General features: G+C 45.9%; 12 protein-coding genes. 4 read left to right on the forward strand and 8 right to left on the reverse strand.

Features of this window, described 5'->3' with window-relative positions; translation table 11 throughout:
- Window positions 1-92 precede the first annotated feature (92 nt).
- The gene (locus tag HQN90_RS00395; protein ID WP_173215420.1) at window positions 93-572 is read right to left on the reverse strand and encodes a glutathione peroxidase; all 480 of its coding nucleotides are present in this window, start codon (window positions 570-572) and stop codon (window positions 93-95) included.
- A 172-nt stretch (window positions 573-744) separates the two neighbouring features.
- On the opposite strand from HQN90_RS00395, the gene HQN90_RS00400 reads away from it, so the two are divergent.
- Window positions 745-2,907 carry a HelD family protein gene (locus HQN90_RS00400; RefSeq protein WP_173215422.1) on the forward strand — a complete coding sequence of 721 codons (2,163 nt, stop codon included), beginning with the start codon at window positions 745-747 and terminating at the stop codon, window positions 2,905-2,907.
- 690 nt (window positions 2,908-3,597) lie between these two features.
- Here the strand turns inward: HQN90_RS00400 and HQN90_RS00405 are convergent.
- Together HQN90_RS00405 and HQN90_RS00410 are read right to left on the reverse strand one after the other, a co-directional pair.
- Complete coding sequence (locus HQN90_RS00405) at window positions 3,598-4,440, reverse strand: DegV family protein (protein ID WP_173215424.1); 843 nt, start codon at window positions 4,438-4,440, stop codon at window positions 3,598-3,600.
- A gap of 16 nt (window positions 4,441-4,456) precedes the next feature.
- On the reverse strand, window positions 4,457-5,305 hold the full coding sequence (locus HQN90_RS00410) for a DegV family protein (RefSeq protein WP_173215426.1): 849 nt from the start codon (window positions 5,303-5,305) through the stop codon (window positions 4,457-4,459).
- Between the two features lie 362 nt (window positions 5,306-5,667).
- On the opposite strand from HQN90_RS00410, the gene trhA reads away from it, so the two are divergent.
- Entirely contained in the window at window positions 5,668-6,300 is a 633-nt protein-coding gene (gene trhA, locus HQN90_RS00415) for a PAQR family membrane homeostasis protein TrhA (RefSeq protein ID WP_173215435.1), read from the forward strand.
- Here trhA and HQN90_RS00420 read toward each other — a convergent pair whose 3' ends face one another.
- Together HQN90_RS00420 and HQN90_RS00425 are read right to left on the reverse strand one after the other, a co-directional pair.
- Window positions 6,301-6,957 (reverse strand): GDSL-type esterase/lipase family protein, encoded by a 657-nt coding sequence (locus tag HQN90_RS00420; RefSeq protein WP_173215437.1) that lies wholly within the window; start codon window positions 6,955-6,957, stop codon window positions 6,301-6,303. It abuts the gene before it with no gap.
- A gap of 93 nt (window positions 6,958-7,050) precedes the next feature.
- Window positions 7,051-7,335: a hypothetical protein gene (locus tag HQN90_RS00425; protein WP_173215439.1), complete on the reverse strand. Its 285-nt coding sequence runs from the start codon at window positions 7,333-7,335 to the stop codon at window positions 7,051-7,053.
- A gap of 131 nt (window positions 7,336-7,466) precedes the next feature.
- Between HQN90_RS00425 and HQN90_RS00430 the strand changes: the two genes are divergently transcribed.
- Window positions 7,467-8,633 (forward strand): M20 family metallopeptidase, encoded by a 1,167-nt coding sequence (locus HQN90_RS00430; RefSeq protein ID WP_173215441.1) that lies wholly within the window; start codon window positions 7,467-7,469, stop codon window positions 8,631-8,633.
- A 67-nt stretch (window positions 8,634-8,700) separates the two neighbouring features.
- On the opposite strand, the gene HQN90_RS39480 is transcribed toward HQN90_RS00430, so the two are convergent.
- The 3 genes from HQN90_RS39480 to ytxJ form a co-directional block, all read right to left on the reverse strand.
- A complete protein-coding gene (locus tag HQN90_RS39480; RefSeq protein ID WP_173215443.1) occupies window positions 8,701-9,996 on the reverse strand; it encodes an MFS transporter in 1,296 nt (431 codons plus the stop codon).
- A gap of 77 nt (window positions 9,997-10,073) precedes the next feature.
- Window positions 10,074-10,955: a DMT family transporter gene (locus tag HQN90_RS00440; RefSeq protein WP_173215445.1), complete on the reverse strand. Its 882-nt coding sequence runs from the start codon at window positions 10,953-10,955 to the stop codon at window positions 10,074-10,076.
- Window positions 10,956-11,137: 182 nt separating this feature from the next.
- Entirely contained in the window at window positions 11,138-11,479 is a 342-nt protein-coding gene (gene ytxJ / locus HQN90_RS00445) for a bacillithiol system redox-active protein YtxJ (protein ID WP_173215447.1), read from the reverse strand.
- 156 nt (window positions 11,480-11,635) lie between these two features.
- Between ytxJ and HQN90_RS00450 the strand changes: the two genes are divergently transcribed.
- Window positions 11,636-12,505 (forward strand): metallophosphoesterase, encoded by an 870-nt coding sequence (locus tag HQN90_RS00450; RefSeq protein ID WP_173215449.1) that lies wholly within the window; start codon window positions 11,636-11,638, stop codon window positions 12,503-12,505.
- The last annotated feature ends 17 nt before the right edge of the window (window positions 12,506-12,522 follow it).

The raw sequence follows: 12,522 nt of genomic DNA on the forward strand, positions 1-12,522 counted from the left end.
TCCATTCTTATTTAGCATGTGATTCGACTCCTTCGTTTCATAATTATTCTGATTATAGCTGTCAACACGCTTGGACGCAACCATCTTTTTTCTTATGCCAACAACGCTTCAATATCTGCCGAGATTTCGGCTGGTTCCGTACGTGCACTATATTGTTTGATGACTTGGCCGTTTGCATCCACGAGGAACTTCACGAAATTCCACTCAATATCGCCTGTCCGAGACGGCTCTGGCGCATGGTTCAGCAAATAAGTAAACAAAGGGTGTGCATTTTCACCTTTGACATCTACTTTAGCAAACATCGGAAAAGTCACTTGATAATTGAGTTCGCAGAAGCTTTGGATCTCTTCATTCGTCCCAGGCTCTTGTCCGGCAAATTGATTACACGGAAATCCGAGAATGACCAAACCTTTATCTTCATATTGTTCGTATAAGCTTTGCAGCCCTTTGTACTGCGGAGTAAGTCCACAAGCACTTGCCGTATTCACAACAACCAGCACTTTACCTTTGTACGCAGAAAGTGACTTTGTTTCACCTGTAATCGTCTCAACCTCAATATCATAAATGGACATAATCTCTACTCCTTTGTATGTATAATGGCAACGATATCATTATACCATTGATTCCTCTTATGCCCAAATGCTGCGCTGGACAGTTTAGCTTCCCATATACTGACAGGTATGATATATTGTTTACCTGTTTATTCACGAATAGACAACATCTGATCTTAGGAGGTAACTGATCTTGGACACAAAGACTCAAAGTGCCTATCAAGAAGAATTGCAGCGTCTTGAGCAAACCAATATCGAAATTGATAAACAGCTTGAGCGTCTTCGGAAGACACCTGTTTATTATGGACCCGATTTAACCGAACAAGCGCTGGAAGCCGCTCGCGAGAACGGACGCCTTAACTTGACGAAAGCTGTTGATGAACCGTATTTCGGACGTCTTGACTTCCAAGAGTCTGGCACAGCGGCTGCTAATCCGCTTTACATTGGCAAAGCAGGCGTCGAAGACGAACGTACCGGACACCTGCTGGTTATTGATTGGCGCGCGCCTGTAGCCAGCCTATTTTATTCGTTTACCGGCGGACTTGATGCTGCTTCCTATGATTCACCTGACGGCCTGATTGAAGGCCTCGTGTATCTAAAGCGCAATCTTGTCGTCCGCAAGCAAATTTTGCAGCGGGTTGTAGACACTTACGACCGGACAGAAGATTCCATGGCCGTTGGTGATGAGTTCCTTCTTTATCGCCTTGGCGAGAATAAAGACAACAAGCTGCGCGATATCGTTTCTACGATTCAAGCTGAGCAAGATCGCATTATTCGTGCCGCCAAAAATACGGCCTTAATTATTCAAGGTGTCGCAGGAAGCGGTAAAACTACCGTCGCCCTCCACCGGCTGGCTTTCCTTCTCTATCAATATCGTGAGCAAGTCCGTGCTGAGCGGATGATTATTTTTGCTCCGAACTCCATGTTCCTTGATTATATCTCCGGGGTTCTTCCAGAACTCGGCGTTGGTAATATTGGACAAAGCACCTTTACGGATTGGGCACTGGACGTACTGGATCAAGAAGTGAAATTGACGGACCAAGCTTTGACCCTTCAAACCTGGTTCTCTCTTGGCAGCAAAAGACCACCCATTGACGATCACGCACCTGGCCGGTTCAAAGGTGCCATCGCTTTCAAACAGTATCTCGATGAGTGCCTGACCAAGTTCGAAGAATCCTATGTCCCTCAGGCTGATTTCAGCCCATGGGAAGGAATCAAACTGCCGATCGCCTCTATTCGCGAGTGGTTTTTTGTTGAAAACAAGCATTATCCGCTTGTCAAACGCCGTGAACGGGTTGTTGCCCGGATCAAGCGCTGGATGGAAATGCAGCTGGACAAGATTTGGGAGCAAAGCAAGAAAAAAGAACTGAAGAAGAAAGCGGCTCAACGTCTTCGCACCTATTTGACAAGCTGGCCTGAGCATACTGCGTTCACCTTTTATAAGCTGCTGTTCGCCGACAAAGGTCGTCCAGATCAGCTGCCCGTTGATCTGCTGGCTCAAATTCCAGCGTCGATCGTGGCCTCTTCCAACAAACATTTCAAGAAAAAAGAAGTGCAGCTCGAGGATCTCGCTCCACTCCTTTATATTCACACTCGATTATATGGCATTCCATCTGATCGGCTATTCGACCATGTTGTCATCGACGAAGCCCAGGATTTCTCACCTTTCCAGGTAGCTGTTCTTGATGCCTATACGCGAAATAGCTCCTTCACTATCTTGGGCGACTTGTCGCAAGGGATTCATGCTTATCAAGGCATCACTGATTGGAAAGAATTTTCAAGCCTGTTCCAGACTGAGGCCACCGGCTATTTCGAATTGGAACGAAGCTATCGTTCGACGATGGAAATCATCCAATTTGCCAATCTAGTACTGCAGCGCGGCGTCGAGAATCCGCTTCTAGCTGTTCCCGTGTTCCGCAGCGGGAACAAAGTTCGAGTGCTTCAAACGGACATCAAAGGCAGATTCCCTTTGTTGCAGAGCGCGATTGCGACTTTGCAGCAAGGAAGCTCCAGCACGATTGCCGTTGTTGCCCGTACGGAGAAGCAAGCGCAAGAGCTGCATGAGGCTTTAAGCGCAACAGGCATTGAAACGAATCTCATTACCTCGAAGCAGCGAGTTTATCGCGGCGGCATCTCCGTCCTTCCCGTCTACTTGACCAAAGGACTGGAATTCGATGCTGTATTGCTGATGGATGTCACAGCCGGACACTACGAAGCAACCTTGATGGATGCCAAATTGCTCTATGTAGGCTGTACGCGTGCCCTTCACGAGCTTTGGTTAATGGCGCCGGGCGAGCTGTCTCCTCTCGTTTCTACGGAAGATCATGAAATCGTGACCACGCAATCACCGGTTTAGAGAGAACCGGGCAGCTTGATGCCTCTACTGCTCAAGCTGCCGTTTGCGGATCGCTTTGCGCCAGTAACACCTAGAACCCACCTACTGCGCATGCATAATCGCATAATTCCTGCGATTATGCATCTTTTTAGGTCATGGCATCACCAAAATCAATAAATTCCTGCAATTGTGCATGCTTTTGAAGCACTTTCTTGATTCCAAGCTGAAAACACCAAAAAAGCCTGCACAATTGACACAATTGCAGGCTTTCCCTCTTTTCACACCATTTCATTGAAGAAACCTGCACAATCGCAGGTTTTCAAAGTTTCAGATCAGAGAGATAGCCATATGGGCAGCAATTCCTTTATGATATCAACCCTTGGTGGTCCAAACTCTCATTCTCCCACATTCAAAGGGAACTACGATCCGCTATACGAGCCAAAACGTCGTGATTTCATACCCAAAGGGAACTACGATCCGCTAAATCGCCGTTTTGAGCCCTAAATGGCACAATTTCCACGAAATAGCGTATTGTAGTTCCCTCAGCTCTATTTATAGTGCAATTTCCCACAAATAGCGTACTGTAGTTCCTTCAGCTTTTTCCAGCGAATATTCCCATAAACAGCGTACCGCAGTTCCTCCCAGCTTTATCACCCAAACGTTATGAGGCACAGCGATACTGTGAAGAAGTGCAGCGCCTTTTTGTAATAACTAATAAGCGATCAAAACTCCGCCTTCACCCGCATAAGTGCCAATGACAGTCCCCATGTTTGAGAAAAGCACATGCCGGAACGGGTACTTTTCCAGCAGTTGACCGAGGACTTCGCGGGCCCTTTCCTCGCAATTGCTATGTGCGACCGCGATGACATCTTTGTCGAAATCATGCACGGTTTCGCCCACTTTGGCGATCATCCGTTTCAAAGCTTGCTGCGTTCCGCGAATCTTCTCGATCACTTCGACAGAACCTTCGTCGCTCGCTTTCATGAGCAGCTTAATATTCAGCACGGAGGCGACAGCTCCACGAACACGATCAAGACGCCCGCCTTTTATTACATTTTCGAGAGTATCCAAAAAAAAGTAAGTGCCAGAAGTCTTAATCGAATTTCGAGTTTCTTCGACAATTTTCGCAAATGGGACATGCGCTTCTGCCATTTTAGCAGCTTTATACACCAGCACGCCAAGTCCCAAGGAAGCTGTCCTCGAATCTATTACTTCGATTTGGCCCGTATACCCAGACTCTAGCAAAAGCTCTTTGCCCATCACCGCATGATGATAGGTACTGCTGAGCGCAGACGAAAGACTGATAACAAGAATATCCTGATTAACCTCAACTTTCTCAAATTTATGAAAAAAATGGAGCGGAGACGGGCTGGATGTCTTAGGCAGCGTGCTCTCTACTTTCATTCTCGCATAAAATTCGCAAAGCTCCATCTGAGGGGACATGCACTCCTCTCCAAAGTGTACGGATAAGGGAACGATACTAATTCCAAGCTCATCTACCATCATTTGGGGAAGGTCGCAGCTGCTGTCAGTAATAATCTTGATTGTCGTCATGGAGTCCACTCATTTCTTATTTTTTGGCGAAAACAATACTTACTGTACGAGGGCCGCAATGGCTGGAAACTACGCAACCGGTTTCAGTTACATAGACATGTTTCACCTTCGTATGCTGTTCGATCTGCTGTTTGACGAATGCGGCTTCTTCCGCTGCCAAAGAGTGTGTAATAAACAGAAATTCGTTATCCATGCTGTCTTTCTGCGCTAAAGCATTGTCCAAAAGCTGTCCCAGCGCTTTATTCCGTTTACCTCTTACTTTGTCCGTCATGGTCATAGACCCGTCGATCACTTTAACGAGCGGCCTGATTTTCAGCAAACTGCCAAAGAAATGCTGAACACTTGAACATCTTCCACCTTTATGCAAATACTCCAATGTATCAATAATAAATTCAACTTCGATTTTAGCGGTGCTTTGTTCAATCATTTCACTGACTTCCTTGCTGTTCTTGCCTGCTAATGCGGCTTGTACAGCCTTCAAGACAAGAAGACCGATGCCAGTTGAAAGATTTCTGGAATCAATTACCGTTACCTTGCCATTCGGAAAACGATCAGCAGCGATTCTCGCATTTTGTATGGTCGAGGACATGTCCGACGAAAGCCCGATATAGACAATGTCATCGCCGCTGTGGATGACGGGTTCGAAAGCCCTTTCGAAATCAGCGGGTGACGGTGCTGCTGTTTTGGGCAGCTTTCCCGTCTGCTCTACCAAATGATAAAGTCTATCAGGTTTGATATTATGGCCATCCTTGAACGATTGATCATCAAAAATAACATAAAGAGGCACTATCTCGATTCCGTAGTTCTGAATTAATTCAGCACTTAAATCGCATGTGCTGTCTGTAAATATACGCACCTGAGACATTGTGCTTCGACCGCCTTATTTAAACTGTTTTACGCGAAATGAAAACGCATTATATCTTGCAAGTTTGTCAGACCAGTATAATTGAAATACTAGAAAAGCTCAATCCTGCAAAATCAAGGAGAGTGGGCTCCTTCCAATTCGCCAACACGCCCGAATGGTGTGCGAGCAATAATTTCGGCCAAATAATCGGGATTCCCCAATATTTGCTCAGTTAAAGGCGTTTTGAAATACCAAGGTCCTGGCCTCTTCCGGCTCCTGTGACTAAAGCAATTTTATTATGCAGCTGAAATGAAGGTAAAAACATATGGGCGTCGTCTAATCTATTAGGTAGTAGGAAATATCAATCAGAAAGAAGGTACATCATGGAATATTCCATTCAAGAAGAAAAAGCTAATGCCATCAGCCATGGCGTAGGGGTGCTGCTGAGCATTGTTGCTCTAATTATGTTAATCATCCAAGCTAGCCTGCATGGCAATGCTTGGCATATTGTAAGCTTCAGCATTTTTGGAACTGCGCTGGTTGTCCTTTATACTTGTTCTACCTTGCTTCACAGCATAACCAAACCTCGCCTGAAGGATATCTTTGAAATTCTGGACCATTCGGCTATCTATTTATTAATCGCTGGAAGCTATACGCCCTATCTGCTCGTCACTTTAAGAGGGCCTTTGGGATGGTCTTTTTTCGGCATTATATGGGGGCTGGCGCTTGTAGGCATTGTATTGAAAATATTCTATGTCAAACGATTCATCCTGATTTCGACGCTCTGTTATATTCTTATGGGGTGGTTAATCGTTATAGCCTTCAAGCCCTTATACACTCATCTGCCTTTAGGCGGCATTGTTTGGCTGGTCGTCGGCGGTCTGCTGTATACGTTCGGATCCATCTTCTATGTATGGCGGCGCGTCCCTTATCACCATGCCATTTGGCATGTGTTCGTGTTGGCTGGCAGCGCCTGTCATTTCTTCTCCGTATTTGGATATGTCATCGCATCTTGATTAATGAACTAATTGCTGCAGTTGATGAAGGGAGAATGCCTTCTCCACTTGTCGAGCCAACTCATCATAGCCTTGTTCGTTGGGATGGATGGCATCTTCAGAAATATAGCGGCTATCCTGCCCAACGAAGGCATCATACACCTGAACAATATGAACATGCGGCTGCTCCAGCTTGCGCAGAAACAAATTAAAGCGCTGTACCCAATAAGCGGCATCCGGCACCTGCGGCAGCGGGTTATATAAGCCAATTAAAGCGACCAAATAAGGGTTGTCAATGCCTTTTCGCAGTTCCTCTATTTGCAGCAGCAGTTTTTTGTAATTGGATTCGTACGTTTGCAGGGCAGACTTTAAGAACAGAGCATCACCTTGGTAAAAGAACGGGATCGCCGCTTGGATCAAATCATTTCCTCCAGCTGTAATCGTAATGAGATCCGCTTCTTGAACGTCCTTCTGGAGGGATGGATCGGATTCAAGCGTCTCCAGCAGTTCACTCGTCGTGGCACCGTTTTTGCCAGCGTGTTTCAAGTGAACAGGAACATTCAGCAATCTTTCCACCTTCTGCCGATAGATAGACACGAATCCATGACCTTCCGGGGCTCCAAAACCTACGGTTAGTGAATCGCCAAATGCCAAATAATTGATCATCGTCTTTACCATTCCTATCCTCTCCCTAAAGCCTGGCGTAGGATAGTATATGCGTCAGCGCCCAGTTTGGGAAGGGACACTCACACCGGTCTTTCACAAGTTTTTTTATACGTTTACATGCTGCTTCATATAAGCTTCGATCTGGGCTTTCTCAGAGAACGTGAATTGAAATTCACAGTCACAGCCTTCATCATGAAGAACGATTTGCACAATCTCTCCAGCCAAATTACATATGACAAGAACTGAAGGATCTATCAATTCCTCCGGAAATACTTCGCCATCCGCCTCATGAATACCTAGGAAAAAATCCTGCCACTGCCCTCTTAGCTCTGATTCTGTAAAAGATAATGTAAAGCGATGTTCGACATGCTCGTCTCCATATTTCATCATTTCGGTTTCCCCCTGAACAGTTAAAAGAAATTCTTCCCCATTGTAACCCAGCGGATTGGAAAGTGGTAGTTTGCTCACCTTTATACTACAATAGAGCTAAGAACCAATTCCATAAAGGGGCTAATCAACGTATGAAATCCACCATTACACAAACCATTGACCATAACGCAGACCGCTTCAAAGCGATCTCCGCCTATATTGGGGCAAACCCAGAGCTGGGACATGAAGAATTTCTCGCCTCAGCGCGATTGACTGAAAAATTAGCCTTTCATGGCTTCCATATCGAACGCGGTGTGCTGGATATCCCCACTTCTTTCATTGCGACCTATGATTCAGGGAAACCTGGACCTGTCGTTGCTTTCTTAGCGGAATACGACGCTTTACCTGACTTGGGTCATGCTTGCGGCCATCACCTGATCTGCATGATGAGCTTAGGCGCTGCAATTGGACTGAAATCCGTCCTCTCCGAAACAGGAGGAAGCATTCGCGTTTATGGCACTCCTGCCGAGGAAACCAAAGGCGCCAAAGTGCCGATGGCCGCAGCCGGACTCTTCAAAGACGTCGATATCGCCTTGATGGCACATCCCTACTACACCTACGAAAAATCAGGTGAATCACTAGCTATGGATGCCATTCAATACGAATTCTTCGGCCGCTCCTCCCATGCTGCTGCACAGCCTTATGAAGGCATTAACGCCTTAGATGCTGTTCTACAGCTATTCAATTCGATCAATGCCCTGCGCCAACAAGTCAAATCGGACGCGCGTATTCACGGTATTATCAGCGAAGGCGGCAAGGCTCCGAATATTATCCCGGATTATGCGGTCGCCCAATTCTACGTTCGTTCGGCTTCCCGCACGTATACCAACGAGCTCGTGCAGAAAGTCCTGAACTGCGCAGAAGGCGCTGCTCTGCAAACCGGCTGCACCCTCAAAACGTCCTTCTATGAATATTCCTATGATGAGCTCAAAACGAATGAAGCCTTATCGGATGTGTTCAATCATCAATTAGTCGAATTGGGCATTCAACCTGATGAAATCGAAGTGGGCAAAGATCATGGTTCCCTTGATTTAGGCAATGTATCAACCCAATGCCCGACGATCCATCCTTTTGTCAAGGTCGTGAATGAGAAGCATTTGCTCCATACCAAGGAATTCCGTGACCTTGCGATGCAGGAAACCGCGCTGAACGCGATGATTTTCACATCCAAAGCACTTGCGTATACCGCTTATGAGGTGCTCAGCAGCCCAGCTTTATTAAATAAGATCAAAGCGGAGTTCGCCGCGGAGAACAAGTAAACATATATGCCCTTGCAGCCACATGGTTATAAGCTAATCACTCCGAACCTTTGTGGCTGCTTGTCTTTTAGGAGCTCAGCGTTTCAGTTGAAGCAGCATAGTTGGCCTCCGCTTTCATTTTACGTGCCTCAAGCTGCGGCAGAATCCAATAGAACATGGCCATCCCGATGAATCCGCTTAGCGCAATCAGCGAAGCCATCATCCACGATGACAGCCATCCCCCAACAATAACGCTAAATCCGCAGAGCAGCGTAGCCCCTTTGTACACCATCCCATACAAAGCCATATAGGAGCTCCTTGCATGATCCGGCGCAATATTGCCGAGGTATGCTTGCTTAATTGGCACATACATCAACTCGCCAACGGTGGCAATGAACATTGAAATCAAGAGCAAGCCTGGTTGGTTGCTGTACGCCAAGTAACTGTAGCCTGCGATATAACACGTATAACCGATAAACAACACCCGGCTGTCCGAGAAACGCTTCATGATATACCCCACCACCACAGAAAGCACGACGACCAGAACGGTATTTTCCGTACGGATGAAGCCCAGCATTTCCAAACCATCAACAGACCAAGAAGACTTAATCCAAGTAAGGAATGGCGCAGCAACCATCTCTTTCTCCAGCCTTATGCCGACATAGTTGCCGAGATGAAATTCAACCGACACCAACAATAACGAGGCTAGCGTGAAAATAATAAATGTCCGATCACGGAACACCATGCGGTAGTTCGCCCATATTGACTGTTTATTTCTTGCCACACCTTCTTGGCCCTGCGTTATTTGCGGTTGGAAAACTTCATCAATAAAGAAATAGGTCACGATAAGTGAGATTAGACCCGTTATAAATAAACCAATAAACAGTTCAAATAAATACGATTTGAATAAAAAAGCCCCTGCTATCCCGGCAATTGCAAAAGATAAATTGTTCATCCAGTACATGATGGCATACATGAATTTCCGAACTTCTGGAGCGGTTACATCCAGCAGCATCGCTTCGTTCGCCGGCCCGTGGACGCCCCAAAACATACTTACGAAGATCATTAGTACGAATGTCAGCCACGGGGAAGACAACCATGGGGAATTGGCCATAGCCATGCCAAGGAAACAAAGCATCCATCCGATCTCTGCGGTAATTAAAAGCTTTTTACGTCCAATACGATCCGCATAATAACCACCAATCATCCCTGCTGCGATTCCCGATAGAATGCCAATAATAACAACAAGCCCTGCAGTCGTATTTCCTAATTTGCCTGAAAAATAAATCGACATAAATGGAAGCACCATATTGTTGGCAGTACCGGATAAAAAAGAGAGTCCGATTCTTAATTTGACATTATGATGAAAATCACGAAACCTCACTTCATCCCCTCCGAGTAGAAAAGCTTGATGCTTTACGTTCGCCTTTTTAACCTAAGTTCAATTAATAATTAAAAAAATCACTGTTTTTCATTGCTGCGCAAGAACATGCCAACCCCTACTAACAAAAGGCATCCGGCCAACAATTGGAACGTTGTAATCGTTTCTCCCAGTATAAAATAGGCCAGTAATGAAGCCCCTAGCGGCTCTCCCAATACAGTCATCGAAACCGACGACGCATTCATATATTTCAAGAGCCAATTGAAAACATAATGTCCGAATACCGTCGGAACAATCGCTAAGAGCAGAAAAACTCCCCACTCCTTGGGCGCATACGCAAAAAAAGAAACACCCGTAAACAGATTGGTGATCGCCAGAACCAAACCGGCAAACAAAAAAACAAAAAAGCTGTAAACAAACGCCGAAATGTGCTCTCTTAAGCTTTTGCCCAAAAGCATGTGCAAAGCAACTGCAAGCGTTCCAACGAGAGAAAGCAGGTCCCCTTTCAGCGCGTTTCCTGAGAATTGAAAATCTCCCCAGCCAATGCAAACAGCGCCAACAATAGCCACACACATCGCCATTAAAGCCGCACGGCTTGTCTTTTGTCCGTAGAGAAGGAACGCTCCCAGCAGCACACAAATCGGCTCTAAGGTTAAAATGGCGGTTGAGCTTGCGACCGTTGTGAAGCGAAGGGAATCCATCCAAAATAAGAAATGCAAGCCAAGCGCAATGCCGGATATCGCTGTCCGCAGCCAGTCTTTCAGGCGGATTCTAGCAATCTCGTGTCTGTAATTCCATAGAAATGGCAGCATTAATACGTTCGTCATCAGGAGTCGATACATCGCGATAACAGAAGCTGGCGCATCCGACCATCTGACGAAAATAGATGAAAATGAGATGGCAATTATACCAATGAGAAGAAACATAGGAATCGGAACTTTGGTTTTGTTCATAGCATTCATGTTGAGTAACTCCTTGCTGTGTAAATGACCTTGTTGGTGCCTCAATAAGTATATAGGAGGAAGATCGGCTTGCCAATCCTTTTTAAACATCGTTCAATTCATTGTTCATATAAAAAAAGCCCTTAAAGTCTGCCGTTTCTTCCCCGGCAGCTTTAAAGGCTTCACAATTGTCAAAAGTAAAATTAATCTAAAACAGCAGTAATATGTTTGTTCGTAACGGACCAATGCGATGTGTTCCAGATGGACTCTTTATCTTTGAAATAAAGAATTTGCGGTGAGGCATGCTTAATGCCAAGATCTTCGGCAATTTGGTTGGAAACTGGACGAGATTCGATCACTTTAACCAAGAAATAGTCGACATCGCCGTTTGGCTTGCCAGACAAGTACTCCTCGTATTCATCAAGCGCGCTTGCGCTTACTGGACATGTTGTACTGTGTTTAAGCACGACTGCTGGTTTCTCCGAGGAGCGATCCAGAACGGCCTGCCATTCTTCTACTGTAGTTAATTCTTTCCAAGCTGACATATGAACATCTCCCATTCGATTAAAATCATTCTTATTTAGATAAGAATAATTATAAAGTAACCAACCTGTATATGCAAATCACAGAACTCGCATCCCTCTATCGCTTACTGGTATAATTATGAAGTAACGCTATATTCATCCGGTCAGGAGGAACTTATGCCATCACCACCACCGATCTCAAGACGAGCTTTTCTCAAGAAAGGAGCTGTGCTTGCAGGCTCTTTACTCGCTTCCGGCGGTTTACTCGGCAGTTATTCTGGTTACATTGAACCCAAGTGGATTGAATTCACACGGTTGACTCTTCCTTTTGAAAGACTCCCCAATGCCTTCCATGGTCTTAAACTCTTGCAATTCAGCGACTTGCATATCGGTCATCACTTCGATCTTCAAGATCTGGCCCACGTCATTCAGCTTATTCAAGAAGAAAAAGCAGATCTTATCTGCTTCACAGGCGATTTATTCGATAGTCATATTATCGAAGATTCCGCTAAGACGAGTGAACTGCTGAATAGCCTGCAAGCTCCCCTGGGCAAATGGTCCGTGCTTGGCAATCACGATAAATGGAAAGGGCCTAACCTGACCTTGCCGATCCTACAGGACGGCGGCTTCCAATCACTGGTTAACGCGCACAAAACCATTGCGTACAAAGGACAAACCATACAAATTGCCGGTGTCGAGGACATGCTCACAGGGAAACCCGATATCGAGACAACCATGCATGGCGCCAATGCTCAGATGTTTACTCTATTACTCTCCCATTGCCCAGATTTTGCCGATCAGATTGGCAATCATGCCATTGATCTGCAATTGTCCGGACATACGCACGGCGGACAGATTCGCCTGCCCTTTGTAGGTGCTGTCATCACCCCGCCGGCCGGTAGAAATTACGTAGCAGGACTGCAGACAGCTTCTCAATCGTCAATGCTCATCTATACGAATCGCGGCATCGGCACAACGACACTTCCTTTTCGACTGCTGTGCAGACCGGAAATAACCATCTTCACCTTAAAAAAGCGTAAACCCTGAGCGCTCAGAGCAGCGGC

The organism is Paenibacillus alba (genome assembly GCF_013204855.1).
GTDB classification, from domain to species: domain Bacteria; phylum Bacillota; class Bacilli; order Paenibacillales; family NBRC-103111; genus Paenibacillus_E; species Paenibacillus_E alba.